The sequence below is a fragment of the Micromonospora sp. LHW51205 genome (assembly GCF_003315815.1).
Lineage (GTDB): Bacteria > Actinomycetota > Actinomycetes > Mycobacteriales > Micromonosporaceae > Micromonospora > Micromonospora chalcea.
The window spans coordinates 108,018-133,605 of sequence record NZ_QMEZ01000005.1 but is presented as its reverse complement, the minus strand read 5'-3'; the positions used below and the strand labels follow the sequence as shown (position 1 = coordinate 133,605).

Below are 25,588 nucleotides of genomic sequence, written 5' to 3'. Positions count from 1 at the left end.
ACCGGTGAAGGCGTACCAGCAGGGGTGGACCCTGCGGCGGCGGGTGGCCGCGCTGCTCGGCGTGGTGGTCGTGCTGCTGCTCGGGTTGGCCGGCGCGGAGGCGGCGGTCGCCGCGCAGAACCGCCAGAACATCGACGCGGTGCTGCTCAAGACCGGTCCGCTGCGGGTGCAGGCGCAGGAGCTGATGAGCGCGCTGCTCGACCAGGAGACCTCGGTGCGCGGGTACGCGGTGAACGGCGACCGTACCGACCTGGAGCCGTACCAGGAGGGCGTGAAGCGCGAGCAGAGCCTGGCCGCCTCGATCCGCGATCTCTCCGCCGACTACCCGGACGTGCGCCGGTCGCTGGACGTGGTGGAGCAGAAGACCGCGCAGTGGCGGAGCCAGGTGGCCGAGCCGGTGATCAGCACGGTCGAGCGGGACGGCGCGGCGGCGGGCCAGGCGCTGATCACCGACGCGACGCGGCAGCAGTTCGACGGCATCCGTTCGTCGGTGAACACGCTCCAGGACGAGATCCTCACCGTCCGGCAGGAGACCGCCGACCGCGTCAACGCGACGAGCAACACGCTTGTCGTGCTGCTGATCATCGCCGCGCTGGTGGTCACGACGGCCGGCGTGGTCATGCTGCTCTCGCTGGACCGGATCCTGATCCGCCCGCTGGCCGCCCTGGTCGGCCAGGTGCGTGAGGTGGCCGACGGCGACTACCGGCACCGCATCGAGGGGTCCGGGCCGCCGGAGTTCCGCCGCCTCGCCGAGGACATCGACCAGATGCGGATGAAGATCGCCCGCGAGCTGGACGAGGTACGCGAGGCGCGGGAGCGCATCGAGTGGGTCAACAGCCAGTTGCAGAAGCAGGCCGAGGAGCTGACCCGCTCCAACCGTGACCTGGAGCAGTTCGCCTACGTCGCGTCGCACGACCTGCAGGAGCCGCTGCGCAAGGTGGCCAGCTTCTGCCAGCTCCTGCAGCGGCGGTACGCCGGGCAGCTCGACGAGCGCGCCGACCAGTACATCGCGTTCGCGGTGGACGGCGCGCAGCGCATGCAGCGGCTGATCAACGACCTGCTGGCGTTCTCCCGGATCGGCCGGCTGACCACCGGTTTCACCGAGGTCGACCTGAACAAGGTGATGGGCGACGTGGCGGGGCAGACCGAGGCGGCCGTGCAGTACGCCGACGCGGAGCTGACCTGGGGCGAGATGCCGACCATCCGCGGCGAGGAGCCGTTGTTGACCAACCTGCTGGTCAACCTGGTCAGCAACTCGGTGAAGTTCCGCCGCCCGGATGTGCCGCCGAAGGTGCACGTGTCGGCGCGGCTGGTCGACGGCGAGTGGGAGATCAGCTGCCGGGACAACGGCATCGGGATCGAGCCGGAGTTCGCCGACAAGATCTTCGTGATCTTCCAGCGGCTGCACTCGAAGGACGCGTACCCGGGCACCGGCATCGGGCTGGCGATCGTCAAGAAGATCGTGGAGTATCACGGCGGCCGGGTCTGGGTGGACACCGACGCCGACGAGGGCACCACGATCCGGTTCACGCTGCCCGCGCTGGAGGCCGACATCGAGGCCGCCAAGGCGGCGGAGGCGGCGGAGGTGGCCGAGGCCGGGGAGCAGGCCGAGGCCGCCGAGGGTGACCCGGCGGCCGTCGGGCGTCAGCCGGACGGCGAAGCACGCGAAGAGCCGCCCGCGGAGGCGGACGGACACGGTACAAACGGTGGCATGAAGGAGACGGTGGGATGACCGCGCCCGCGGACGGCAAGAGCCCGATCGAGGTCCTGCTCGTCGAGGACGATCCGGGCGACGTGCTGATGACCCAGGAGGCGTTCGAGGAGCACAAGCTCCGCAACCGCCTCACCGTCGTCTCCGACGGCGCCGAGGCGCTCGCGTACCTGCGCCGTGAGGGCCAGTACGCGGACGCGGTGACGCCCGACCTGATCCTGCTCGACCTGAACCTGCCCCGGCGCGACGGCCGGGAGGTGCTGGAAGAGATCAAGAAGGACGGGGAACTGCGCCGCATCCCGGTCGTGGTGCTCACCACCTCGCAGGCCGACGAGGACATCCTGCGTAGCTACCAGCTGCACGCCAACGCCTACGTGACCAAGCCGGTGGACTTCGAACGCTTCATCTCGGTGGTCCGCCAGATCGACGAGTTCTTCGTCAGCGTGGTCAAGCTGCCTCCGCGTGGCTGACCCGCTGCTGGACGACGTCGGCGCGCTGCTGCGGGAGGCGGCGGCGAAGGTCGTCGTGCCGTTGTTCCGCCGGCTCGACGAGGCAGACATCTCCGAGAAGGCGCCCGGCGAGGTGGTGACTGTCGCCGACCGGGAGGCCGAGGCGCTGATCTCCGAGGGTCTGCGTCAGTTGCTGCCCGGTTCGGTGGTGGTCGGCGAGGAGGCCGTCGCCGAGGACCCGGACCTGCTGCGGCACCTGCGCGGCAGCGGTGACGTATGGCTCGTCGACCCGGTCGACGGCACCTCCAACTTCGCCGCCGGGCGGCGGCCGTTCGCGCTGATGGCGGCGCTGCTCACGGACGGCGTACCGGTGGCTTCCTGGGTGTACGACCCGCTGGACGGCACGATGGCGGCGGGCCGGCTCGGCGCGGGCACCCGGCTGGACGGAGCGACGCTGCGGACGCCGCCGGCGGAGCCGCGGGTGGGCGCGCTGCGGGGCACCGCGGCGACGAAGTTCCTGCCGCCGGACTTCCGCCGCCGGGTGGAGGAGGGCGGGCGCCGCATCGGTGAGTTGCTGCCCGGCCAGCACTGCGCCGGCCGGGAGTACCTGGACATCCTCACCGGCGCGCAGCAGTTCGTGTTGTTCTGGCGCACCCTGCCGTGGGATCACACGCCGGGCACCCTGCTGGTGCGCGAGGCCGGCGGTGTGGCCCGCCGCTTCGACGGCGCCGACTACCACCCGGCCGACGACGGCACGGGACTGCTCGTGGCGGCCAGCCCGGACGTCTGGGACGAGGTGAGCGCCGCCCTGCTGGGTGGTTGAGCGGCGCTGCGCGACGGCCACGGCACGCTGCGTCGACGCCAGCCGCCGTACGCCGTCTCCGGCCTGGCGTGTCGCGCGTGTTCCGGTATCGTGACCGGCGGTCTCCGCCAGCAGGCCGCCGACCGGCGCCGGCGGAGACGCCGCTCGGTGTACGGGGGCCGGCGGTCGACGGAAGGACCATCACGTGCCCAGGACCAGCTCTACCGGCCGGCGCGCCCGGCGGTCGCTGCTCGCCGCGTTCGCCGCGCTGGCCGTGCTTCTCGGCTCCGGCGTGGCCGCCGGGCCGGCCGCCGCCGTACCCAGCCCGAACGCCCCGAACGAGGGCGGCAGCAAGCAGCTGCGGGCGGCGCTGGAGGCGGCGGCGAAGGGCCACATCGAGGCCCAGAACAAGCTGGAGAACTCCAAGCGCCGGCAGAAGGCGCTCGACACCCAGCTCAAGGACATCGAGGTACGCCTCGTCGGGCTCAGCGCGCAGGCCGGTGAGGTGGCCGCGCAGTCGTACCGGATGGGCCGGCTGACCGCGACGTCGATGCTGCTGGCCAGCGCCGACCCGAACGACTTCCTCAAGCGCGCCGCCGAGCTGGACGTGATGGCCCAGCGGGACAGCAAACGGCTGCGGGAGCTGGCCGACGCGAAGGCGCAGGCGGCCGAGGCGAAGCTCGCCATCGACGCCGAGGTGCGCGAGCAGGCCAAGCAGGTCGCGGTGCAGGCCCGCAAGAAGAAGGACGCCGAGGTGGCGCTGGCGAAGGTCAGCTCCGGCGCCGGGTCCGGGTTCAACGGCACCTCCTCGTCGGCGAAGCCCGCGCCGCGCAACTCGGACGGTTCGTGGCCGTCGGAGTCGTGCTCGGTGGACGACCCGACGCCCGCGTCCGGCTGCATCACGCCGCGCACGCTGCACATGCTCCAGCAGGCCAAGGCGGCCGGTTACAAGCGCTACGCCTCGTGTCACCGCAGCGGCGGCGGCGGCGAGCACCCCAAGGGCCGGGCCTGCGACTTCTCCGCCGCCAGCGGCGGGTTCGAGGACAAGACGGCCACCGGCGGCGACAAGGCGTACGGCGACAGCCTCGCCGCCTGGGCGAAGAACAACGCGAACCGGCTCGGCATCATGTACGTCATCTGGTATCGGCAGATCTGGATGCCGAACACCGGCTGGCGCGCGTACAGCGGTGGCGGCAGCCCGGCTGCGGACCACACAAACCATGTTCACATCTCGATGTATTGACGCGGCCCGCCGGCGGCGCTGCGTACCATCGCCACGGTGAGCAGCACATCGTCCGACGTCATGGCGGAACCGGCGGCCGACGCCCCGGTTCCGCCGCGGGCCCTTCCGAACGGGCTCGCCGCGTTCCTCGTCTTCTTCTCCAGCGGCGCGGTGCTGGTGCTGGAGACCGTCTCGTTGCGCCTGGTCGGCCCGTACGTCGGGGTGACGCTCCAGGTGACCAGCTCGGTCATCGGCATGGCGCTGGCCGCCATCGCCTACGGGGCGTGGTTCGGCGGGTGGCTCGCCGACCGGCGTGACCCGCGTACCCTGCTCGCCCCGGCGCTGGTGCTGGCCGGCATCGCCACCGCCGTCACGCTGCCGATCGTCAGGTACGCCGGTGAGGTGCTGCGCGGTGGCGCGGCGAGCGCGGTGCTCCTGCTGACCGCGCTCACCGTGGTGCTGCCGGCGGCGCTGCTGGCCGGGATCACCCCGCTCGTGGTGAAGCTTCAGCTCGCCGACCTGCGCCGTACCGGCCAGGTGGTGGGCAAGCTGTCCAGCATCGGCACGCTCGGCGGCATCACCGCCACGCTGGGCACCGGCTTCGTGCTGGTGGCCGCGCTGTCCAGCTCCGTCATCGTGCTGGGACTCGCTGCCGCGCTCGGGGTGACCGGGCTGGGGCTCGGCGTGTGGCTGCGACGGCAGGCCGGGGCCGGCGGGCCGTCCACGCCGGGCCGGGTCAAGGCCGCGCTGGCGTTGCTCGGTCTCGCCGCGGCGGGGCTCACCGCTGCCGCGCCGAACCCGTGCGACGTGGAGACCGCGTACCACTGCGCCCGGGTCGAGGTGGACCCGTCGTGGCCGCAGGGACGCACGCTCTACCTCAACTCGGCCGAGCACTCCTACGTCGACCTGAACGAGCCGAACCACCTGAAGTACGCGTACACGCAGTGGATCGGCCTGGTCGCGGACGTGGCACGGCCGGCGAAGCAGCCGATGGACGCGCTGCACCTGGGCGGCGGCGGCTTCACCGTGCCGAACTACCTGGCCGCGACCCGGCCCGGCACCGACAACCTGGTGTTCGAGCTGGACGGCGGGCTGGTCGAGCTGGACCGGCGGGAGCTGGGCCTGCGCACCGGCCCGAAGATGCGCGCCGAGGTGGGCGACGCGCGGGTGCTGCTGCGCGGCGAGCCGACCGACAGCCGCGACTTCATCGTCGGCGACGCGTTCGGGCACCTGGTGGTGCCGTGGCACCTGGCGACCCGGGAGATGGCCGCCGACATCCGGCGGGTGCTGCGCCCGGACGGGATCTACGTGCAGAACGTCATCGACTACCCGCCGGGCCGGTTCATCCGGGCCGAGCTGGCCACGGTGAAGGCCGAGTTCGCGCACGTCGCGCTGATCGCGCCGCCCGGCGCGATCGACGGGGAGCAGGGCGCCAACTTCGTGATCGTCGCCTCGGACGCGCCGCTGCCGCTGGCCGCGATCCCGCCCGGTCTGAAGCTGCTGCCGGAGCGGGCCGAGCTGATGGACGAGGCGGCGGTGACCGGATGGGTGGGCGACGCGATGGTGCTCACCGACGACTACGCGCCGGTGGACCAACTCCTCGCGACCGCCTGAACGGGTGACTTTCCTGACCGATTCCGACCGCTGAGGTGTACCGGGGCCCACTTCGGGCAACAGGACCGACCATGGGTGGACCGGTCAGGAACGGCGTGCAACTGCTCGGCGAGCGCTATCGGCTCGTCGAGCAGTTGGGTGCGGGCGGCATGTCGGTCGTCTGGCGCGGCTACGACGAGGTGCTGGGCCGCCAGGTGGCGGTCAAGGTGCTGGCCTCACGGCTGGCCAGCGACAAGGCGTTCCGGCACCGGATCCGGGTGGAGGCGCAGGCCGCCGCGCGGCTGTGCCACCCCAACATCACAAACGTGTACGACTACGGCGAGTCGGTCCAGGTCGGCCTGACCGTGCCGTACGTGGTCATGGAACTTGTCGACGGCGGTCCGCTCAGCGGGCGGCTCGGCCGCGACGGGCAGCTTCCCTGGCGGGAGGCGATGACCATCGGCGCGGAGGTCGCCTCGGCGCTGGCCGCCGCGCACGCCCGTGGCGTGGTGCACCGGGACGTGACCCCGGGCAACGTCATGCTGACCCCGACCGGCGTGAAGGTCGTCGACTTCGGCATCTCGGCGCTGGTGGGGGAGAGCGACAAGGGGCCGGACGGCGCGCTGCTCGGCACGCCGGCCTACCTCGCGCCGGAACGGCTGGACAACGGGCACGTCTCGCCCGCCACCGACGTGTACGCGGTCGGGCTGCTGCTCTACCGGATGCTGACCGGCCGCCTGCCGTGGCAGGCCAGCACCACCACCGAGATGCTGCGCGCGCACATGTACCGCGACCCGGACCCGATGCCGCCGGTGCCGGGCCTGCCCGAGCCGGTCGCCGCGCTGGTGCAGCGGTGCCTGGCCAAGCGCCCCGAGGACCGCCCGGCGACCGCCGAGGTGGCCCGTACGCTCGCCGAGGCCGCAGGGATCGCGGCGATCGTGCCGGTGTCACCGGCGTTCGGCCGGATGGACCCGGCGCTCGCCGAGAACGCGGGCACCACGATCCTGCCGTGGTCGGCGGAGACCGACGCGCTGCCGTTCTCGGCGGTGCGTACCCGCACGCGGCGGGCGGTGGCGCGGCGGCGCAAGGTGGAGGCCGGTGTCGCCGCCGTCGGCCTGATCGCGGTGACCGCCACGATGTGGGGACTGACGTCGCGGAGCCCGGCCAGCGGCGGTGTCGAGCCGACCGAGGCGCGGATGAGCCTGCCCGAGCCGACGCCCTGCGCCGTCGACTACTCGCTGCGCCGCGACACCGGCAAGGACTTCTCCGCCGAGTTGACGCTCACCAACACCGGTGACCGGGAACTGCGCGGCTGGACCATGAACTTCACGTTCCCCGGCAAGCAGACGGTCACCACGGCCCAGCCGCCGGCCCGGCAGGAGGGGCGTACCGTGTCGATTCCCGCGCCCACCGCGACCCCGGCGCTGGCGCCCGGCGCCTCGGCGAAGCTCACGCTGGCCGGCCGCTACACCGGGAGCAACACGCTGCCGGTGGAGTTCACCGTCGGCGGCAAGAGTTGCGGCGTGCAGGTGTCCGGGATCGCCGGGTCGGCGCCCACCACCGCGCCGCCGGTGAAGACGCCGGTCAAGTCGCCCACCAAGACCACCGCGAAGACCACCACCAAGAGCGGGCCGGCGAAGCCCAAACCGGCGAAGCCCAAGGCCGCACCGAAGCCCGGCAAGGGCAAGGAGGGCCCCAAGGGAAAAGCACAGTAGACCAGTCGAAGGGGGGTGGGCCGGGCAAGGGCAAGGTCAAGGGCCCGAAGAAGGACTGACGGTCAGGCCAGCGCGGAGAAGCGTTGCACCTGGGTGATGCCGCCCTCCACGATGAGCACGCTGTCCGCCTCCAGCACCGTGTCCGGTCCGACGTACCGGAACCGTTCCCCGGCCTGCTTCTCACCCACCACCATCACGCCGTACCGGTCCTGCGGCGCGATGTCGCGCAGCGACCGCCCGACCAGCGGCGCCGGAACCTTGACCTTGGCGATGGCGAAGTCGTCGTCGAACTCGATGAAGTCGAGCATCCGGCTGACGATCAGATGCGCCACCCGCTCACCGGTCTCCGCCTCGGGAAAGACCACGTGGTGCGCGCCGACCGAGTGCAGGATCTTGGCGTGCTTCTCCGAGGTGGCCCGCGCCCAGATCTGCTCGATCCCCAGCTCGGCCAGGGCCAGTACGGTGAGCACGCTCGCCTCCAGCGACGCCCCGATCGCGACCACCACCCGGCCGAAGTCCGCCAGCCCGAGCTGGCGCAGCACCACCTCCTCGGTGGTGTCCGCCTGCACCACCCGGTCGAGGTCGGCCGACCAGTGCTGGACCCGCGCCGGGTCGTGGTCGATCGCCAGCACCTCGTAACCGAGCCGGGACAGCGAGTCCGCGAGGCGCGAGCCGAACCGGCCCAGGCCGATCACCGCGATGCCGGTCTCCTCCGGGCGTCTAGCCGACAATGGGTTGCTCCTCCGGGTAGCGGTACAGCCGTCGACGGGTGTTCAACGCGATGGCCGAGCCGAGCGTGAGCGGCCCGACCCGGCCGATGTACATGAGCGCGATCAGCACGTACTGACCGGGTGGGGAGAGCTGCCCGGACACCCCGACGGTCAGGCCGGTGGTGCTGAACGCGGAGGTGACCTCGAACAACGCGGCCGAGAACGACACGTGCGAGGTCAAACCGATCAGGCCGACCGTCCCGCCCGCCACGAGCGCCACGCTCAGCAGCGCCACGGTCAGCGCCTGCCGCTGGCTGGCCGCCGCCACCCGGCGGCGACCGACAGTGGTGTCCGGCTCGCCCCGCAACTCGGCCCAGATGGCGAAGCCGAGCAGGAAGAACGTGGAGACCTTGATGCCGCCGGCCGTGCTGGCGCTGCCGCCGCCGATGAACATCAGGCCGATCAGCATGGGATAGCTCTCGTCGGTGAGCCGCCCGACGTTTATGACGTCGAAGCCGCCGGTACGGCTCAACGCGATCTGGGTGAACGACGCCAGCAGCTTGCCCGGCACGTCGTAGGTGCCGATCGTGAACGGGTTGCCCCACTCGGCCATCAGCAGGTATGCGACGCCGAAGACGGTCAGCACCACGCTGCCCCAGACGGTCAGCTTCGTGGCGACCGCCCAGCGCGCCGGCTGCCGCCACTCGCGTACCGCCTCGAACAGCGCCGGAAAACCGAGCCCGCCGATGATCGCGCCGATGCTGAGCGGCAGCGCCACCCAGCCGTCGCGGGAGAACGCGATCAGACCGTCCGAGTAGAGCGCGAAGCCGCCGTTGTTGAACGCCTGCACCGAGTGGAACACCGCCGACCACAGCGCCCGGCCCGGCCGGTAGTCGTACGCCAGGAACAGGCGCGCGGCGACCACCGCCGTCATCAGGGCCTCGGTGACGAAGACGGTCGCCGCGATGCGCAACAGCAGCCGGCGTACGTCGCCGAGGCCGAACTCGGCGGTCTCCGCCTGCACGAGCAGCCGGTTGCGCAGGCCGAGCTGGCGGGAGACCGCCAGGATCACCAGCGACGCCCCGGTCAGGATGCCCAGGCCGCCGAGCTGCGTCAGCACGGTGATCATCACGAGCCCGAAGCCGTTCCAGTAGTTCGGCGTGTCGGTCACCGCCATCCCGGTCACCGACACCGCCGACGTGGACGTGAACAGCGCGGTGACGAACGGGGTGTACCGCTCCTCGCTGGTGGCCCAGGGCAGCATGAGCAGACCGGTGCCGACCAGGATCACCGCCAGGAACCCCAACGGCACCAGCCGCACGGGCTTCCGGAGCAGGCGGCGCATCCCGTCATCTTCCGTCCGGAGATTCACCGGCAGGTCAGGAACCGACCAACTGGCGGTCAACCGCGCCCGGTCTGCTGTGCGTACCCATCGACGACAGGAGACGGCGTTGCGACGTACCCTTTCCGCCCTCGGCGTGGCCGGCGCGCTGCTCGCGGCGGCTGTGGTGGTGCCGGCCGTGGCCGCCCAGGCCGGCCCGGACCACCGCGCCGCCGAGCAGGCCCGCGCGACCCAGCGGCCGATCGTGATCGGCCACCGCGGCGCGAGCGGCTACCGCCCGGAGCACACCCTGGAGGCCTACCGGCTCGCCATCCGGCAGGGCGCCGACTTCATCGAACCGGACCTGGTCGCGACCAGGGACGGCGTCCTGGTCGCGCGGCACGAGAACGAGATCTCCGGTACGACAGACGTGGCCGCCCGCCCCGAGTTCGCCGCTCGCAAGGCCACGAAGACCATCGACGGGGTGACAGTCACCGGCTGGTTCACCGAGGACTTCACGCTGGCCGAGCTGAAGACGCTGCGGGCCAAGGAGCGGCTGCCGCAGGTGCGCGTCGCGAACACGGCGTTCGACGGCAGGTTCGAGATCCCGACGTTCCAGGAGGTCATCGACCTGGCGCGGGCCGAGTCGAAGGCCCGCGGCCGGACCATCGGCGTCTACCCGGAGACCAAGCACCCCACCTACTTCGCCTCGATCGGCCGCCCGCTGGAGGAGCCGCTGGTGGCGGTGCTGCGCCGCAACCGGCTCACCCACCGCGCCGACCCGGTGTTCGTGCAGAGCTTCGAGACCGCCAACCTGCGCAAACTCGACAAGATGATCGACGTGCGGCTGGTGCAGCTCATGGACGCCAGCGGCGCGCCCTACGACTTCGTCGCGGGCGGCGACAAGCGGACCTACGCGGACCTGGCCACGCCCGCCGGACTGGCCTGGATCTCCCGGTACGCCGACGGCGTCGGCCTGAACAAGAACCTGATCGTGCCCCGCGACTCGGCCGGCCGGCTGCTCGCGCCGACCCCGGTGATCCGTGACGCGCACCGGCAGAAGCTGGTGGTGCACGCGTGGACGTTCCGGGCCGAGAACCAGTTCCTGCCGGTGGACTTCCGCATCGGCGCCGACCCGAACGCGCGTGGCGACATCACATCCGAGTACGAGCTGTTCTTCGACCTGGGCCTGGACGGCGTGTTCAGCGACCATCCCGACACGGCGGTCGCCGCCCGAGCCGGCCGCTGACCGTTGCTCCTGTTCACGGGGTGCTCGCCGCAGCGGCGGGCACCCCGTGAGCGTGCCCGGGGTCCGTCGCGCTCGCCCGCGCCCGAGATCTTGGTACGAAACGGCCCTCCGAGGGGCCATCCCGTACCAAGATCTCGGGCCGCTCCATCGATCTTGGACTTGTGGTGCCTCGCGTAAGCCGCGAACCGGGCATCTGAGGCGCCACAACTCCAAGATCGGTGGGGCGGGGCGGGGTGATGCCGCCACCTCGGCGTAGTGGAGTTGATCAGGCCGGGGGTTCGGCTACGTAGGTGCCTCGGCCGGGCTGGCCGGTGATCAGCTCGCGATCGTGCAGCAACGACATCGCCCGGTAGGCCGTGTTCATGTGGACGCCGTAGGACTCGGCCAACTCGCGGGTCGAGGGCAGCCGGTCGCCCGGCTTCAGCTCGCCACTCTTGATCTTCGCGGCGATGTCGTTGGCGATACGGCGGAACGGTGCTTCTGCTGTGGGCATGGTGGGGACTCCGGTTGGTTCGGCGAATCCGATCCTGCCCTACCTGCACAAGTAACTGCAACAAGTTGCCCAGCGCGTCGAGAGTGGAGGCTCGCGCATAACCAGATACTGGTGTAGGTTGAGTCGCGTCCGGCTCCGGTTGGTTCGGCAAACCTCGGGAGTCGGACCCGGATTGGGCTCCGGGGTCGTACCGCCGAACGGGCTGCGGTCTCGGGGTCGGCGGCCCGCCCGCGTCCCCTGTCTGCGGGCGGGCCGCCTCCACGGCTCGGTGAGGAGGATCGGCGTGCGAAACGTGCTCAACCTGTTCAAGTCGGCGCGGCGTAACCGGACCCGGAGGCCGCCGAACCAGGGCTGGTACCGCTCGGAGTCGTGCCGGCCGCTGAGCGTCGGGCAGATCCGCGAGCGGAAGTTCCGCACCGTGCGGCACGGACTCGACCCGGCGGAGGTGCACGCCTTCCTCTACCGGGTGGCCGGTGACCTGGCGCTGGCCCGGCGCGACGCGTCCCGGTACGCCGAGGAGAACACCCGCATCAAGGCGGCGCTCAAGAGCTGACAGTCCCGGTTCACGCCGGGCGCGCAGCGGTGAGCCGGGAGCGGTTCGTCGTACACCTGCCGGTTCTCGCGGCCGACCTCGACGGCGCGCGCGGGTTCGCGCGGGCCATCTGCCGGGCGCTCGGGTTCCTGGCCGACGTGGAGCGCGCCGGGACGACCGTGTCGCGGGAGGACGATCAGTCGGTACGCCACTGGGTCTGGTGCGACCGGCCGCGTGACGGTGGCCGGCGATGCGCACGGGCGGCCGACCACGACGGGGACTGCGGCGGGCGGTGACCGGCGCGCGATGGCGTGGGCCGACATTCCCGGCGAGCTGCGCGTGGTGGGTGCGGCCATCCCGGGTCGGCGCGGTTACGTGCCGATGTCCGGCGTTGTAACGAGCGGCCATCCTGTCCCGGGCACTTGTGTGCGCCGACCACATAGCCCGTGGGTGACGTCACTTCTAGCGTGAGCCGACAACTGACATTCCCCCTGTCCTCACCTGGAGTCGCAATGACGATCCGGCACACGCGACGGGTGTTCCTTACCGCCGCCACCTCGGTGGCGGTCGCTCTGGCCGCCACGGCCTGTGGCAGCCCGCAGGACACCGCATCCGGCGGCGGCGACGCCGCCGCCCCGGTCAAGGTCGGTCTGGTCTACTCCCAGTCCGGGCCGCTCGCCAGCTACGGCAAGCAGTACATCGAGGGCTTCAAGGCCGGCCTCGACTTCGCCACCAAGGGCACCGGCAAGGTCGGTGACCGCACGATCGAGGTGACCGAGGCCGACGACGCGGGCGACCCGGCCAAGGCCGTGTCCGCCGCGAAGGACCTGATCGGCAAGGGTACGAAGATCATCGCCGGGTCCACCTCCTCCGGGGTGGCGCTCCAGGTCGCGCCGATCGCCGCGCAGAACAAGGTGCTGTTCATCTCCGGCCCGGCCGCCACCGACGCGGTGACCGGCGCGAACAAGTACACGTTCCGCTCCGGCCGGCAGTCGTGGCAGGACGTGGTGACCGCCCGGTCGTTCATCGGCGACGCGGGCGGCAAGAAGGTAGTGGTGTTCGCGCAGGACGGCGCGTTCGGCGACGCGAACGAGGCCGCCGTCAAGGCCGTCATCGGCGGCGCGGGCGCGAACGTGAGCAGCGTGCGGGCACCGGCCAGCGCCACCGAGTTCACGCCGTTCGCCAGCCAGATCAAGGCCGCCAAGCCGGACCTGCTCTTCGTCGCCTGGGCGGGCACCACCGCCGGCGCCATGTGGCAGACGCTCGACCAGCAGGGCGTCCTTGCCTCCACCACCGTCGTCACCGGCCTGGACATCCGCGCCTCGTGGCCGACGTTCGGCGCGGCCGGCAGCAAGATCTCGTTCCTGTCGCACTACTTCGACGGCGCGAGCGACACCGAGGCCGCGAAGGCCGCGAAGGCGAAGGTGCCGGGCGGCACGCTCGACCTGTTCCACCCGGACGGGTTCGCCGCCGCGCAGATGGTCGTCCGGGCCGTGCAGGAGGGCGGCGACGACGTGGAGAAGATGGTCAAGGCGCTGGAGGGCTGGGAGTTCGAGGGCGTCAAGGGCACCATGAAGATCCGCGCCGAGGACCACGCCCTGCTCCAGCCGATGTACCAGGCGAAGCTCTCCGGCAGCGGCACCACCTTCACGGCGACCGCGCAGAAGTCGCTCACCGGTGACGAGAGCGCGCCGCCGGTCGCGCAGATGAAGGGCTGACCGATGCTCGCCACCCGCGGTCTGACCTGGCGGATCGGTGAGGTCGCCATCGTCGACTCCGTCTACCTCGATCTGGCGCCGGGGGAGTTCCTCGGCGTGATCGGGCCCAACGGCGCCGGCAAGACCTCCCTGTTCAACCTGATCACCGGCCTGCGCCGGCCCACCGAGGGCACGGTCCTGCTGGACGGCGCGGACATCACCGCGCTTGCGCCGCACCGGCGTGCCCGGCTCGGACTGGGGCGTACCTTCCAGGCGTCCTCGGTCTTCGGCTCGCTGAGCGTGCGGGAGAACGTCCGGCTCGCCGTACAGGCACACCGGGGTGGCTCGATGAAGCTGTGGCGGCGGGCGGCGGCCGACCGGGAGGTGGCCGCCGCCGCCGACGCGGCGCTCGACCGGGTCGGCCTGCACCACAGGGGTACGGCGCTCGCCGGCACCCTGGCCCACGGCGAGAAGCGCAAGCTGGAGATCGCGCTGCTGCTCGCCGGGGAGCCCCGGGTGATGCTGCTGGACGAGCCGATGGCCGGGGTGAGCGCCGAGGACGTGCCCGAGCTGGTCAGCGTGATCAAGTCGCTGACCGGGGACAGCGGCCGGGCGGTGCTCATGGTGGAACACCACATGGACGTGATCCTGGAACTGGCCGACCGGATCGCCGTGATGCACCACGGCGCGCTGCTGGCGTGCGACACCCCGGAGACGGTGATGGCGAACGCCACAGTGCAGGAGGCGTACCTGGGGGAGGCGCTCTGATGGCGGAACCTGTCCTGTCCGTGGCGGACCTGTCCGTGCGGATCGCCGGACTGCACATCCTCCAGGGCGTGTCGTTCGAGGTCGCGCCGACCGGCGTGACGGTGCTGCTCGGGCGCAACGGCGTCGGCAAGACCACCACGCTGCGCGCGATCGTCGGGCTGACGCCGCGCGGCGGCGAGGTGCGCGGCAGCGTACGCATGGGGGCGCGCAGCCTGCTCGCCCGCCCCACCCACCGGCTGGTCCGCGACGGCCTCGGCTACGTGCCGGAGGACCGCTGCGTCTTCGCCGGGCTCACCGTCGCGGAGAACCTGCGGCTGGCCGAACGGCGCGGTGTCGCGCCCGCGTACGACAAGGTCTTCTCGCTCTTCCCGGAGCTGGAGCGGCGCGGACGGCAACGGGCCGGCTCGCTGTCCGGCGGGCAGCAGCAGATGCTCGCGATCGGCCGGGTGCTGCTCAACGACAACCGGCTGCTGCTCGTCGACGAGCCGACGAAAGGGCTGGCGCCGAAGGTGGTGACCGAAGTGGCCGAGGTGCTGGAACGGGTCGCGGAATCCGTGCCGGTGCTGCTGGTCGAGCAGAACCTGGCGGTGGTACGGCGGCTGGCGACCGACGCGGTGGTGCTCTCCGCCGGCAAGGTCGCCTGGACCGGTGACGCCCAGGAGTTGCTGCTGGAGACCGCGTTGACGAAGTCGTTGCTCGGTGTGGGTTCTGGCTCCGGGGAGGTGCACGCGTGAACACCGTGGTCCTGCTGACGCTGACCGGGCTGGGCCTGGCGGCGCTCTACTTCCTCGTCGCCTCCGGCCTGTCGCTGGTGTTCGGCCTCGCCGACGTGCTCAACTTCGCGCACGGGCTGTTCCTCGGCGTGGGCGCGTACGCGACGTGGTGGGCCTCGGGCAACCTGCCCGGCGCCGGACCGGACGGGTTCGGCTTCGTGCTCGCCGTCGTCTTCGGCGTGCTGGCCGGTTCGCTCGTCGCCGTGCTGGTGGAGCTGGTGCTGATCCGGCCGCTCTACTCCCGCACCATCGAGCAGGTGCTCGTCACCGTCGGCCTGTCGCTCGCCGGGGTGGCGCTGCTCCAGGCCACCTGGGGCGCCGACCCGCGACCGTTCCCGCGCCCGGAGTGGAGCCGGAACGTGACGTCGGTGCTCGGCGCGCAGGTGCCGAACGCCGGGCTGCTGCTGATCGTCGCCGCCGCTGTGGTGCTCGGCGCGTTGCTGGCGTTCCTGCGCTGGACCCGGTACGGCCTGATCATCCGGGCCGGCGTGGAGAACCGGGAGATGGTGACGGCGCTCGGCATCGACGTGCGCAAGGCGTTCACGCTGGTCTTCGCGATCGGCGGGGCCGCCGCCGCGCTGGCCGGCGCGCTCGGCGGCGTCTACTTCGGCACCGTCTCGCCGGGGCAGGGCGGCTCACTGCTGATCTTCGCGTTCATCGTGGTGGTGATCGGCGGGATGGGCTCGGTGGTCGGGTCCGCGTACGCGGCGGTCGCGGTGGGGCTGCTGCAACAGTTCGTCAACTACTACGGCACGTCCGGGCTGGGCGACCTGTGCGTGGTCGGTCTGCTCGCCGTGGTGCTGCTGCTGCGTCCGCAGGGCCTGGCCGGAAAGGTGGCTCACGCATGACCAACTCGGTGGTCGACGCGCCTCCGGCGCAGGTGCCCGACGAACTGACCCCCGGGCGTTCCCGCTGGCACGGCCTGCGTCCGTACCTGCCGTTGGTGGCCCTGGTGGTGGCGGCGATCCTGCCGTACTCGACGCTGAACCTGCCCGGGATCTTCGAGGGGCCGCTGAACTCGCCGGGCACGCTGCAACTGCTCGCCATCTGCCTGGTGTTCGGCGGGCTCGCGGCCGGATACGACCTGCTGTTCGGGCGGACCGGAATGCTCTCCTTCGGCCACGCCCTCTACTTCGCCGCCGGCGTGTACGGCACCGACATCCTGGTCACCAAGGCCGGGCTGCCGCTGTGGCAGGCCGCCGTGCTCACGGTGATCGGCGGAACCACGCTCGCCGCGCTGCTCGGCGCGGTGGCGCTGCGCACCGTCGGCATCGCGTTCGCCATGGTGACGCTGGCGTTCGCGCAGGTCGGGGCGATCCTGGTGGCCCGCGACTTCGGCGGCCTCACCGGTGGCGAGGAGGGCCTGCCGCTGGACGTGTCGGGGCTGCCGGCTGCCCTGGTGGGCGTCACCAACACGGTGAACCTCTACTGGCTGGCGCTGGCGTACCTGGCCATGGTGGTCCTGGTGGTGCACCGGGTCAGCGCCTCGCCGACCGGGCGGGTGCTGGCCGGGCTGCGCGACGACGAGCGACGCATCGGCGTGCTCGGGCTCGACCCGTACCGGTTCAAGCTGGTCGCGTTCACGCTCGCGGGCGGGCTCGCGTCGGCCGGTGGGGTGGTCTACGTGCTGATCGTCGGCGGCGCCAGCCCGCACATCACCTCGTCGGAGCTGACGCTGTCGCTGCTGGTCATGGTGGTGCTCGGCGGTCCCGGTACGCGGTGGGGGCCGGTGCTGGGCGGCGTCCTGTACATGTACCTGGACCACCGGCTCACCGCGTTCGGCAGCAGCGACGCGGTGAATGGCCTGCCCGCGTTCCTCAGTCACCCGCTGAGCCAGCCCCTGTTCGTCCTGGGCACGGTGTTCATCCTGGCCGTCTACTTCTTCCCCGGCGGCCTGGCCAGCCTGCGCTCCCGCGTGACCCCCCTCCTGAAGGCCCTCCACCGCCCCCGCTGACCTCCGGCCCCCTCCCTCCACCCGTTGATCAAGGAGTTTGTGTCCTGATTTCGCGGTTAGGATGACGCAAACTCCTTGATCAACGGGGAGAGCGGGGAGCGGGGAAGGGGAGCGGTCATGGGGGAGCGGCGGCTGGCTGTGGTCAGTGGGGGTGGGACCGGGATCGGGGCTGCCGTGGCGCGGGGGCTCGTCGGGGACGGGTTCGACGTTCTCGTGGTGGGGCGGCGGGGGGACGTGCTCGACGCCGCCGCACGCCGGATCGGTGCCGAGAGCGGGCGGGACGGGGCGGTCACGGCCGTCGTCGCCGACCTGACCGATCCGGGGCAGGTCGGCGCGGTCGTGGACGCCGTGGGTGAGCGCGCCGTGGACGCCGTCGTCAACAACGCCGGTGGATTCCTGGGCGGGTCCACCGACTCGCTCGACGGGGTGGCGGACTGGTGGCGGGCCAACCTGGACGCCAACGTGCTCACCGCCGTACTGCTCACCGAGGCGCTGCTGCCCGCCCTGCGCCGCCCCGGCGGCCGGGTGGTCCTGCTCAGCTCGATCGCCGCGCAGCGCGGTGGCGGCGGGCCGTACTCGGCCGCGAAGGCCGCGCTGCACGGCTGGGCGTACGACCTGGCCGCCCAACTCGGACCGGACCAGATCACCGTGAACGTGGTCAGCCCTGGCTACGTGGCCGAGACCGAGTTCTTCGGCGACCGGATGACGCCCGAGGGGCACGCCAAGCGCGTCGCCGCCACGCTCGTCGGCCGGGCCGGTGTGCCGGACGACATCGCAGCGGCGGTCAGCTACCTGGTCGGCCCGTCCGCCGGGTACGTCACCGGGCAGGTGCTCGGCGTCAACGGCGGTTCCGTACTCGGCCGCTGACACGCGGAAGGGACGGCGGCCCCCGCCGCTCCTGGTAGAAATGCCGGATGAGCCAGGATCGGACGGCCGTACGGGAACGCGCCGAAGCGGTGCTGCGGCGGCTGGCGGGTGACCACGCCCGGCTGCGCGAGGACCAGTGGCGGGCCATCGAGGCCCTGGTGGTCGACCGGCGGCGGGTGCTCTGCGTGCAGCGCACCGGCTGGGGCAAGTCGGCCGTCTACTTCGTGGCGACCGCGCTGCTGCGCGAGGGCAACCGGCACGGGCCGACGGTGATCGTCTCGCCGCTGCTGGCGCTGATGCGCAACCAGGTCGAGTCCGCCGCCCGCGCCGGCATCCGGGCCCGCACCATCAACTCGGCGAACCTCGACGAGTGGGACGAGATCACCGCGGAGATCCACGCCGGAGCCGTCGACGTGCTGCTGATCAGCCCGGAGCGGCTGAACAACCCGGACTTCCGCGACGGCGTACTGCCGAAGCTCGCCGCCACCACCGGGCTGCTCGTGGTGGACGAGGCGCACTGCGTCTCCGACTGGGGGCACGACTTCCGGCCCGACTACCGACGGCTGCGCACGTTCCTGGCGAACCTGCCCGAGCGCACGCCGGTGCTCGCCACCACCGCCACCGCCAACGCCCGGGTCACGCAGGACGTGGCCGAGCAACTCGGTGACGCGCTGGTGCTGCGGGGCACGCTGGACCGGGAGTCGCTGCGCCTGGGCGTACTCGACCTGCCGAGCCCGGCGCACCGCCTGGCCTGGCTGGCCGACCACCTGGACCGGCTCCCCGGCTCGGGGATCGTCTACACGCTCACCGTGGCCGCGGCCACCGAGACGGCCGACTTCCTGCGCGGCCGGGGCTGGTCGGTCGCCTCCTACACCGGGCAGGCCGAGGACGCCGACCGGCGGGCCGCCGAACAGGACCTGCTCGACAACAAGATCAAGGCGCTGGTCGCCACGAGCGCGCTCGGCATGGGCTTCGACAAGCCCGACCTCGGCTTCGTGGTGCACCTGGGCGCGCCGCCCTCGCCGATCGCCTACTACCAGCAGGTCGGCCGCGCCGGCCGGGCCGTCGAGCACGCCGAGGTGCTGCTCCTGCCCGGCGTGGAGGACGCGGCCATCTGGCGGTACTTCGCCTCGCTCGCCTTCCCGCCCGAGGAAAATGTCCGCGCCGTGCTGGCCGCGCTGGACACCGAGCGGCCGATCTCCACCCAGGCCCTCGAACCGGTGGTCGACCTGCGCCGGACCCGGCTGGAGCTGATGCTCAAGGTGCTCGACGTGGACGGCGCGGTCCGCCGGGTGCGCGGCGGCTGGCTCGCCACCGGCGAGCCCTGGGTCTACGACGAGGCCCGGTTGCGGCGCGTCGCCGACGCGCGCGCCGCCGAGCAGCGGGCCATGCGGGAGTACGCCTCGACGTCCGGCTGCCGCATGCGCTACCTGCGGGAAGGGCTGGACGACACCGGGGCGGCCGACTGCGGGCGGTGCGACAACTGCGCCGGCCCGCTGTTCGAGGCAGCCGTCTCCGACGAGGCGCTGACCGCCGCGCAGACGTTCCTCGGGCGCCCCGGCGTGCCGATCCCGCCCAAGAAGCTCTGGCCCACCGGGTTGGAGGCGGTCGGCGTACCCCTGAAGGGCCGCATCCCCCCGGCGGAGCAGGCGCTGCCCGGCCGGGCCGTGGGACGCCTCTCCGACCTGGGGTGGGGCGGGCGGCTGCGCGGGCTGGTCGGGCCGGAGGCGCCCGACGGCCCGGTGCCCGACGACGTGGTGGCGGCCGTGGTCGAGGTGCTGAAGGCGTGGGCGCACGGCGACGACCCGTGGCCCCGGCGGCCGGTGGGCGTGGTCGCGATCGGCTCCCGGACGCGACCGCTGCTGGTGGGCTCGCTCGCCGAGCGGATCGCCGCCGTGGGCCGGCTGCCACTGCTCGGCCACGTCGTCCCGGCCGGTCCGTCCGGCGGCGGCGGGCCGCGCGGCAACAGCGCCCAGCGGGTACGCACGCTGCACGACGCCTTCCGCCTGCCGGACGAGCTGGCCGACGCGCTGCCGGGGCTGGACGGGCCGGTGCTGCTGGTGGACGACCTGGTCGACTCGGGCTGGACCATGGCCATGGTGGCGCGGCTGCTGCGCCGGGCCGGCGCGCCGGACGTGCTGCCGCTGGCGCTCGCGGTGGCCGCCTGACCCGTCGCGTCCGCGTGACAGGTCCCGGCCGTCGAAAAGTTCCCGGCGCGGCCGGAATGCGAGCGTCGCCACCGTCGGCGGACCGTCGGCGGAGCCGCAGGTGACCGGCGGTACCGTGGGGTCATGACCGAGCAGCTACCCGTCGTCCAGACGTACGCCGTGACCGGGATGACCTGCGAACACTGCGTCCGGGCGGTGACCGAGGAGCTGTCCGCGCTGCCCGGCGTCGAGGAGGTCCGGATCGATCTGGCCGGTGGCACCGCCACCGTCACCAGTGACGCCCCGCTGGCGGTCGAGTCGGTCCGTGCCGCCGTGGACGAGGCGGGTTACGAGCTGGTCGGCGGCGGTGCCTGAGTCGTCGTCCGGCACGTCCGGCACCGGCGTCGTCCCCGACGACGCCGTGGCCGGCGCGACACCGCCCCGCGCCGGGGTGGCCGCGGGCGGCCCGGTCGCGGTGGATCGGGAGACGCTGCGGTTGGCCCTGGTGGTGGGCGGGCTCGTGCTCGCGGTGCTGCTCGGGTTCGGGCTCGGCCGGATGAACGCGCCCGCCGACCCGGCGCGGCCCGCAGCCACGGCGAGCGGGGCCACCACGGGCGACGGCGGCATGCACGCCCACGCGCCCGGCACCGGCGCGCACTCCCACGACGGCGCCACCGTCACCCAGGGCGGCGGCGACGGCGCGGCCGGGCTGTCGATCACCTCGGCCGGTTACACGCTGGTCCCGTCGAACGCCGAGCTGACCGCCGGCCGCGCCGGTGAGCTGCGCTTCCAGATCCGCGACGACAAGCGCCGCGCGGTCACCCGGTTCGCCGTGGTGCACGACAAGCCGATGCATGTGATCGTGGTGCGCCGTGACCTGAGCGGTTACCTGCACCTGCACCCCACGATGGCCGCCGACGGCACCTGGTCGGTGCCGCTCGGGCCGATCGAGGCGGGCTCCTGGCGGATGTACGCGGACTTCACCGCCGTCGCCGACGACGGTGGACAGGTCGCCGTGGTGCTCGGCGCCGACCTGGCCGCGCCCGGCGCGTACCGGCCCCGGCCGTTGCCCGCCGCCGCGACGTCGGCCACCGTCGACGGGTTCACCGCCGCGTACACGGGCACCCCGGAGGTGGGACGCTCGGTGCCGCTGCGGTTCCGGATCACCGGCGCGGACGGCGCGGCAGCGCCGCTTCAGCCGTACCTCGGCGCGTTCGGGCACCTGGTCGCGCTGCGCCAGGGCGACCTCGGTTACCTGCACGTACACCCGGAGCCGGTGCGCGACGGCGACGAGGTGACGTTCTGGCTGACCGCGCCGGGGCCGGGCAACTACCGGATGTTCCTGGACTTCCAGGTCGGCGGCGTGGTGCGGACCGCCGAGTTCACGCTGACAGTGGCCTGAGCCCTCGGTCAGCCGGCGCGGCGGACCGGGCGGCGGGCCAGGTAGCGGAGCAGATCGCGGATGTGGTGCTTCTCCTCGGCGGGCACGCTCGGGTCGGCCAGCCGGTCCAGGATCACCCGCACGTCGGCCTCCACCGGACCCTCCTCGGCACCTCGGCGGCGCGGCACCGGCCCGGCGTCGGGCAGGCCCAGCGCGCGGAACGCGGCCGCCACGGGCAGGTCGAGAGCGGCGCAGAAGCCGCGCACCTTGGCGAGTTCGGGGTAGTCCTGCCAGTCGCCGGCCAGCCAGCGGAACACCGTCGAGCGGCCGACTCCGGTGTGGGTGGCCAGATCGGTGACCGTCCAGCCGCGTTCCTCGCGCGCGTCGTCGATGGCCCGGCGTACGAAGCGCGCGAAGGCCATCTGCGGCGAAACGTCTGCCGAACCCATCCCTGTCGGATCTGCCCCTCCCGCCGGTGGCCCGGCTCTGCCGATCGAGCCTAGTACGCCGGGGCGCAGAAGTAACTGACTGATCGGTCCGGAGATCTCGTCGGCGGGACTCGGTGAATGCGGAAGCTTGCTTCGGGTAATGCGCTTCGGGTAATAGGCTGAGTGAACCCTGAGAATCGATGGAGGAGAAGCATGGCCGAGCCGGACCGTCCCGTACCGCATCGCCCCGGCGCGGTGAGCCTCTTCTTCGTGGCCAAGGCCGCGTTGTTCGCTCTCGGCTTCTGGATCTGGCTGCTGGTGCTGGCGGTACGCGGTGGCGAGGCGACCGGCGTACACCTGATCGCCGCGACCGGCGCGATCTGCACCACGCTGGCCTCGGTGGTGTTGGGAGCGCGGATGGCGTTGCAGCGCAACGCCGCCCTCCGGCATGCCGAGCTGAAGCGGATGCTCGTGGATATCTCGTGGAACGCCTTCGCCGCCGCCGGCAATGCCGAGCAGTTCGGCGGGAAGGTGGTGCCGTTCCCGACCGCGGCCGAGGACGGCGAGCGGCCCGCCAACCGTGGTGAGCGCGTGTCTGTGCTGGACCGGGGCGATCGCAACCGGGGCGACCGGGGGCGGTAGCGCGCCCCTCAGGCCCGCTCCGCCAGCAGCGTCTCCAGCCGGGGCGTCACGCCCCACTGGCCGACCAGCTCGCGATACTCGGCGCGCTGCCCGTCGGTCGGCGCGCCGGCCGTCCGGCGTGCCCGGATGAGCAGGTTGCGCGGCGTGTGCTGGAAGTCGACGAACTCCACCACCTCGGCGCGGTACCCGTGCAGGCGCAGCAGACCGGCCCGCAGCGCGTCGGTCAGCACGTCGGCGAACCGCTCCCGGAGGATGCCCTGCCGGGTCAGCAGCTCGTACGGGCCCGGCGCCGGGCGCGCCCGGAGCTGGGCGGCCAGGTCGTGGTGGCAGCAGGGCGCGGCGAGCACCCAGCGGGCGTCCCAGCGCACCGCCCGGGCCAGCGCCTCGTCGGTGGCGGTGTCGCAGGCGTGCAGCGCGAGCACCAGGTCCGGCGCCGGTTCGACGGGCGCCTCGGCGATGGTGCCGGCCACGAAGCTGACCCGGTCGGCCCAGCCCAGCCGCTCGGCCAGCTCGGTGTTGCGGCGGCGCTGGTCCTCGCGTACGTCCACGCCGACGAGTGTCACGTCCAGGCCGCGCCGCAGCAGGTAGCGGTAGGCGGCGAAGGTCAGGTACGCGTTGCCGCAGCCCAGGTCCACCACCCGCAGCGCGCCGGTGAGGTCGTCGGGCAGCGTCGCGGCCAGCGCGCGCAGGAACGCGTCGACCTGCCGGCGTTTGGCCGCCGAGCCGCCGATCTCCTTGAAGAGGGGATCACCCGGGTCGAGCAGCCACTCCTTGGCCCGGTCGTGCCGCTCCGGCTCGCCGGCGGTACGGCTGGCCGCCGCGCGGTGCACCTGCGCCTCACCGGACTTCGTCACCCGGAGCTGGATCGTGGCGTCGGCGGTCTCGACATGCCAGTTGCCGAACGGCTCGGCGAGCAGTTCGTCCACCGCGGCGTCGGCCTCGGCTCCCGGCGCCACGTTGCGGGTGTGCGGCCGTGACCCGTCCGAGGTGGCGATCTGCAACCGGGGGCCGCTCTTGAGCGCGACCGGGCGCAGTTCCGCGCGTACCACCGAGGGACGCTGCCCACGACGCCGCCCGGCGGCCACCGCCCGGGTCAGCCCCGGCGCGAGCAGCAGCGTCCGTACCTCGGCGAGCGCCGATTCCAGCGCTTCCGGCATCCCTACCTACCTCTCCAGTTCTCCACCCACCCCGCCGACCTGGTCGATCATGAGGTTGGCCGTACGTGAGCACGGCGTGTCGCGCCGTCAACTTCATGATCACCGCGTGGGTCCGGCGGTCGTGGGACGGGGACGGCCTCCGGGACCGGGGTCCGGGAGGCCGTTTCCGTTGGTGTTCGTCAGTCGGCGTTGCTGGCTTCGGCGGGCGCGCCGGTGCTGCCGCTGCGGCGGCGACGACGGCGACGCGGCTTGCTCGCCGTCTCACCCTCCGCGGCCTGCGGTGCGGCGGCGGTCTCGGTCGAGCCCTCGGTGCTGATCACCGCGGTCGGCTCGCCGGCCACCGTCTCGCCGGCCCGGCGACGCCGCCGCCGACGCGGCGTACGGGTCGCCTCGCCGTCCCCGGCCTCGGCCTGCCCGGCGGGCGCGTCCCCGCCGTCGCTCGTACGGCCCCGACCGCGGTCACCACGGTCACGGTCGCCGCGCTCGCGGCCCCGGCTGTCACCCCGACGCGCGCCCCGGCGTGCCCGGCCGCCGCCACCCAGGTCCTCCTCGACCTCGGCGGACAGCCCGGCGCGGGTGCGCTCGGCGGTCGGCAGCGTGCCGCTGACGTCGGTGGGGATGGCCAGGTCGGTGTAGAGGTGCGCGGAGGTGTGGTACGTCTCCGGCGGCTCGGGCATGTCCAGCCCGAGCGTCTTGTCGATGATCCGCCAGCGGGGCATGTCGTCCCAGTCGACGAACGTCACCGCGACACCCGTTGCCCCGGCCCGGCCGGTACGGCCGATGCGGTGGGTGTAGGTGTCCTGGTCCTCGGGGCAGTCGTAGTTGATCACGTGCGTGACGCCGGTGACGTCGATGCCCCGGGCCGCCACGTCGGTCGCGACCAGCGTGTCGATCTTGCCGGCGCGGAACGCCCGCAGCGCCCGCTCCCGCGCGCCCTGGCCGAGATCGCCGTGCACGGCGGCCACGGCGAAACCACGGAAGTCGAGATCCTCGGCGACCCGGTCGGCGGCCCGCTTCGTACGGGTGAAGATCATGGTCAGGCCACGGCCCTCCGCCTGGAGGATGCGCGCCACGATCTCGACCTTGTTCAGCGAGTGCGTGCGGTACGCGAGCTGCGTGGTCTGCGGCGACGGGCCGGTCTCGGCGGTGTGCCCGGCGTGGATCGTCACCGGCCGGCGCAGGAACCGCCGCGACAGCGCGACGATCGGGTCCGGCATGGTGGCCGAGAACAGCATGGTCTGCCGGTCCTCCGGCAGCATCGCCAGGATCTTCTCGACGTCGTCCAGGAAGCCCAGGTCGAGCATGCGGTCGGCCTCGTCGAGGACGAGCGCGCGGACCCGGTCGAGCCGCAGGTGCTTCTGCTTCTGCAGGTCCAGCAGGCGGCCGGGGGTGCCGACCAGGATCTCGACGCCCCTGCGCAGCGCCTCGATCTGCGGCTCGTACGCCACGCCGCCGTAGATCGGCAGCACCCGGACGCCCCGGGTGCGACCGGCGGCGTCGAGGTCCTTGGCGACCTGGATGCCCAGCTCACGGGTGGGTACGACGACGAGCGCCTGCGGGACGCCGTCGCTGCCCTCGGACGGGGCGAACACGCGCTCCAGCAGCGGGATGCCGAAGCCGAGCGTCTTGCCGGTGCCGGTCGGGGCCTGCCCGATCAGGTCGACGCCGCGCAGCGCGATCGGCAGCGCGTACTCCTGGATGGCGAAGGCGCGGGTGATGCCGGCGGCGGCCAGCGCCTCGACGGTTTCCTGCCGCGCGCCGAGCGCGGCGAACGTGGGTGCCTCCGGCGGGACCGGAGCGGTGGGGGCCAGTGGCTGGCCGGAAATCTGGTCGCTCATGTGGATGTGGGGGTGCCCTCTCGTGGTGCGCCCCTCATGTCCTCAGGGCGCGTTCGGTGTGTGGCGCGGGCCACGCGGTCGGGGGCGAATCGCCGAGCCGGACCGGGCCGCACGCGCGTCGGGGACCGGTCTTGATCAG

At 72.7% G+C, this 25,588-nt stretch carries 25 protein-coding genes; 19 read left to right on the top strand and 6 right to left on the bottom strand.

Annotated features, from left to right (window positions below):
* Nucleotides 1-4: 4 nt before the first annotated feature.
* From DQE82_RS20070 to DQE82_RS20045, 6 genes are all read left to right on the top strand, one after another.
* Nucleotides 5-1,732, top strand: coding sequence for an ATP-binding protein (locus DQE82_RS20070; RefSeq protein ID WP_064446848.1), 1,728 nt, complete (start codon nt 5-7; stop codon nt 1,730-1,732).
* Nucleotides 1,729-2,181: a response regulator gene (locus DQE82_RS20065; RefSeq protein ID WP_043328130.1), complete on the top strand. Its 453-nt coding sequence runs from the start codon at nt 1,729-1,731 to the stop codon at nt 2,179-2,181. The genes DQE82_RS20070 and DQE82_RS20065 overlap by 4 nt, the downstream gene beginning before the upstream one ends.
* The gene (locus tag DQE82_RS20060) at nt 2,174-2,983 is read left to right on the top strand and encodes an inositol monophosphatase family protein (RefSeq protein WP_113973484.1); all 810 of its coding nucleotides are present in this window, start codon (nt 2,174-2,176) and stop codon (nt 2,981-2,983) included. Before DQE82_RS20065 ends, DQE82_RS20060 begins: the two co-directional genes overlap by 8 nt.
* A 184-nt stretch (nt 2,984-3,167) precedes the next feature.
* Nucleotides 3,168-4,205, top strand: a complete 1,038-nt coding sequence (locus DQE82_RS20055; protein WP_064446656.1) for a hypothetical protein — start codon at nt 3,168-3,170, stop codon at nt 4,203-4,205.
* Between the two features lie 60 nt (nt 4,206-4,265).
* Nucleotides 4,266-5,798: a fused MFS/spermidine synthase gene (locus DQE82_RS20050; protein ID WP_199496069.1), complete on the top strand. Its 1,533-nt coding sequence runs from the start codon at nt 4,266-4,268 to the stop codon at nt 5,796-5,798.
* A gap of 71 nt (nt 5,799-5,869) precedes the next feature.
* Nucleotides 5,870-7,492: a serine/threonine-protein kinase gene (locus tag DQE82_RS20045; protein ID WP_064446654.1), complete on the top strand. Its 1,623-nt coding sequence runs from the start codon at nt 5,870-5,872 to the stop codon at nt 7,490-7,492.
* A 62-nt stretch (nt 7,493-7,554) separates the two neighbouring features.
* Here DQE82_RS20045 and DQE82_RS20040 read toward each other — a convergent pair whose 3' ends face one another.
* The gene (locus tag DQE82_RS20040; protein ID WP_113973482.1) at nt 7,555-8,223 is read right to left on the bottom strand and encodes a TrkA family potassium uptake protein; all 669 of its coding nucleotides are present in this window, start codon (nt 8,221-8,223) and stop codon (nt 7,555-7,557) included.
* On the bottom strand, nt 8,213-9,547 hold the full coding sequence (locus tag DQE82_RS20035) for a TrkH family potassium uptake protein (RefSeq protein ID WP_113973481.1): 1,335 nt from the start codon (nt 9,545-9,547) through the stop codon (nt 8,213-8,215). Before DQE82_RS20035 ends, DQE82_RS20040 begins: the two co-directional genes overlap by 11 nt.
* A gap of 106 nt (nt 9,548-9,653) precedes the next feature.
* Here DQE82_RS20035 and DQE82_RS20030 point away from each other — a divergent pair, with 106 nt between their 5' ends.
* Nucleotides 9,654-10,772: a glycerophosphodiester phosphodiesterase gene (locus DQE82_RS20030; protein WP_043328144.1), complete on the top strand. Its 1,119-nt coding sequence runs from the start codon at nt 9,654-9,656 to the stop codon at nt 10,770-10,772.
* 265 nt (nt 10,773-11,037) lie between these two features.
* Here DQE82_RS20030 and DQE82_RS20025 read toward each other — a convergent pair whose 3' ends face one another.
* On the bottom strand, nt 11,038-11,265 hold the full coding sequence (locus DQE82_RS20025; protein ID WP_069088015.1) for a GntR family transcriptional regulator: 228 nt from the start codon (nt 11,263-11,265) through the stop codon (nt 11,038-11,040).
* 283 nt (nt 11,266-11,548) lie between these two features.
* Here DQE82_RS20025 and DQE82_RS20020 point away from each other — a divergent pair, with 283 nt between their 5' ends.
* The 11 genes from DQE82_RS20020 to DQE82_RS19970 all read left to right on the top strand — a co-directional run bounded on the left by DQE82_RS20020 (nt 11,549) and on the right by DQE82_RS19970 (nt 21,405).
* A complete protein-coding gene (locus DQE82_RS20020; protein WP_113973480.1) occupies nt 11,549-11,818 on the top strand; it encodes a DivIVA domain-containing protein in 270 nt (89 codons plus the stop codon).
* A 29-nt stretch (nt 11,819-11,847) separates the two neighbouring features.
* Nucleotides 11,848-12,093, top strand: a complete 246-nt coding sequence (locus DQE82_RS20015; protein WP_043328148.1) for a hypothetical protein — start codon at nt 11,848-11,850, stop codon at nt 12,091-12,093.
* Between the two features lie 216 nt (nt 12,094-12,309).
* Complete coding sequence (locus DQE82_RS20010) at nt 12,310-13,515, top strand: substrate-binding domain-containing protein (RefSeq protein WP_030502914.1); 1,206 nt, start codon at nt 12,310-12,312, stop codon at nt 13,513-13,515.
* Nucleotides 13,516-13,518: 3 nt separating this feature from the next.
* Nucleotides 13,519-14,262, top strand: coding sequence for an ABC transporter ATP-binding protein (locus DQE82_RS20005; protein ID WP_043328151.1), 744 nt, complete (start codon nt 13,519-13,521; stop codon nt 14,260-14,262).
* Nucleotides 14,262-14,996 (top strand): ABC transporter ATP-binding protein, encoded by a 735-nt coding sequence (locus DQE82_RS20000; protein ID WP_113973479.1) that lies wholly within the window; start codon nt 14,262-14,264, stop codon nt 14,994-14,996. Before DQE82_RS20005 ends, DQE82_RS20000 begins: the two co-directional genes overlap by 1 nt.
* Entirely contained in the window at nt 14,993-15,883 is an 891-nt protein-coding gene (locus DQE82_RS19995) for a branched-chain amino acid ABC transporter permease (protein ID WP_043328154.1), read from the top strand. Before DQE82_RS20000 ends, DQE82_RS19995 begins: the two co-directional genes overlap by 4 nt.
* Entirely contained in the window at nt 15,880-16,989 is a 1,110-nt protein-coding gene (locus DQE82_RS19990) for a branched-chain amino acid ABC transporter permease (RefSeq protein WP_113973478.1), read from the top strand. Before DQE82_RS19995 ends, DQE82_RS19990 begins: the two co-directional genes overlap by 4 nt.
* 117 nt (nt 16,990-17,106) lie before the next feature.
* Nucleotides 17,107-17,856 (top strand): SDR family NAD(P)-dependent oxidoreductase, encoded by a 750-nt coding sequence (locus tag DQE82_RS19985; protein WP_064446646.1) that lies wholly within the window; start codon nt 17,107-17,109, stop codon nt 17,854-17,856.
* 47 nt (nt 17,857-17,903) lie between these two features.
* On the top strand, nt 17,904-20,024 hold the full coding sequence (locus tag DQE82_RS19980) for a RecQ family ATP-dependent DNA helicase (RefSeq protein WP_113973477.1): 2,121 nt from the start codon (nt 17,904-17,906) through the stop codon (nt 20,022-20,024).
* Between the two features lie 123 nt (nt 20,025-20,147).
* Complete coding sequence (locus tag DQE82_RS19975) at nt 20,148-20,378, top strand: heavy-metal-associated domain-containing protein (RefSeq protein ID WP_043328162.1); 231 nt, start codon at nt 20,148-20,150, stop codon at nt 20,376-20,378.
* Nucleotides 20,371-21,405: a hypothetical protein gene (locus tag DQE82_RS19970; protein WP_113973476.1), complete on the top strand. Its 1,035-nt coding sequence runs from the start codon at nt 20,371-20,373 to the stop codon at nt 21,403-21,405. Before DQE82_RS19975 ends, DQE82_RS19970 begins: the two co-directional genes overlap by 8 nt.
* Nucleotides 21,406-21,413: 8 nt before the next feature.
* Here the strand turns inward: DQE82_RS19970 and DQE82_RS19965 are convergent, their stop codons facing one another.
* On the bottom strand, nt 21,414-21,833 hold the full coding sequence (locus tag DQE82_RS19965; RefSeq protein WP_043328166.1) for a helix-turn-helix domain-containing protein: 420 nt from the start codon (nt 21,831-21,833) through the stop codon (nt 21,414-21,416).
* A gap of 192 nt (nt 21,834-22,025) precedes the next feature.
* Between DQE82_RS19965 and DQE82_RS19960 the strand changes: the two genes are divergently transcribed.
* Nucleotides 22,026-22,454: a hypothetical protein gene (locus tag DQE82_RS19960; protein ID WP_113973475.1), complete on the top strand. Its 429-nt coding sequence runs from the start codon at nt 22,026-22,028 to the stop codon at nt 22,452-22,454.
* 8 nt (nt 22,455-22,462) lie between these two features.
* Here the strand turns inward: DQE82_RS19960 and DQE82_RS19955 are convergent, their stop codons facing one another.
* Together DQE82_RS19955 and DQE82_RS19950 are read right to left on the bottom strand one after the other, a co-directional pair.
* Nucleotides 22,463-23,611 carry an SAM-dependent methyltransferase gene (locus DQE82_RS19955; protein ID WP_113973474.1) on the bottom strand — a complete coding sequence of 383 codons (1,149 nt, stop codon included), beginning with the start codon at nt 23,609-23,611 and terminating at the stop codon, nt 22,463-22,465.
* A 179-nt stretch (nt 23,612-23,790) separates the two neighbouring features.
* Nucleotides 23,791-25,449, bottom strand: coding sequence for a DEAD/DEAH box helicase (locus tag DQE82_RS19950; RefSeq protein WP_113973473.1), 1,659 nt, complete (start codon nt 25,447-25,449; stop codon nt 23,791-23,793).
* Nucleotides 25,450-25,588 lie beyond the last annotated feature (139 nt).

Coding starts and splice junctions, on each gene's coding strand:
- DQE82_RS20065 (WP_043328130.1), top strand. CDS start 1,729: ATGACCGCGCCCGCGGACGGCAAGAGCCCGATCGAGGTCCTGCTCGTC.
- DQE82_RS20050 (WP_199496069.1), top strand. CDS start 4,266: ATGGCGGAACCGGCGGCCGACGCCCCGGTTCCGCCGCGGGCCCTTCCG.
- DQE82_RS20045 (WP_064446654.1), top strand. CDS start 5,870: ATGGGTGGACCGGTCAGGAACGGCGTGCAACTGCTCGGCGAGCGCTAT.
- DQE82_RS20035 (WP_113973481.1), bottom strand. CDS start 9,547: ATGCGCCGCCTGCTCCGGAAGCCCGTGCGGCTGGTGCCGTTGGGGTTC.
- DQE82_RS20025 (WP_069088015.1), bottom strand. CDS start 11,265: ATGCCCACAGCAGAAGCACCGTTCCGCCGTATCGCCAACGACATCGCC.
- DQE82_RS20010 (WP_030502914.1), top strand. CDS start 12,310: ATGACGATCCGGCACACGCGACGGGTGTTCCTTACCGCCGCCACCTCG.
- DQE82_RS20005 (WP_043328151.1), top strand. CDS start 13,519: ATGCTCGCCACCCGCGGTCTGACCTGGCGGATCGGTGAGGTCGCCATC.
- DQE82_RS20000 (WP_113973479.1), top strand. CDS start 14,262: ATGGCGGAACCTGTCCTGTCCGTGGCGGACCTGTCCGTGCGGATCGCC.
- DQE82_RS19990 (WP_113973478.1), top strand. CDS start 15,880: ATGACCAACTCGGTGGTCGACGCGCCTCCGGCGCAGGTGCCCGACGAA.
- DQE82_RS19985 (WP_064446646.1), top strand. CDS start 17,107: ATGGGGGAGCGGCGGCTGGCTGTGGTCAGTGGGGGTGGGACCGGGATC.
- DQE82_RS19980 (WP_113973477.1), top strand. CDS start 17,904: ATGAGCCAGGATCGGACGGCCGTACGGGAACGCGCCGAAGCGGTGCTG.
- DQE82_RS19975 (WP_043328162.1), top strand. CDS start 20,148: ATGACCGAGCAGCTACCCGTCGTCCAGACGTACGCCGTGACCGGGATG.
- DQE82_RS19965 (WP_043328166.1), bottom strand. CDS start 21,833: ATGGGTTCGGCAGACGTTTCGCCGCAGATGGCCTTCGCGCGCTTCGTA.
- DQE82_RS19960 (WP_113973475.1), top strand. CDS start 22,026: ATGGCCGAGCCGGACCGTCCCGTACCGCATCGCCCCGGCGCGGTGAGC.
- DQE82_RS19955 (WP_113973474.1), bottom strand. CDS start 23,611: ATGCCGGAAGCGCTGGAATCGGCGCTCGCCGAGGTACGGACGCTGCTG.
- DQE82_RS19950 (WP_113973473.1), bottom strand. CDS start 25,449: ATGAGCGACCAGATTTCCGGCCAGCCACTGGCCCCCACCGCTCCGGTC.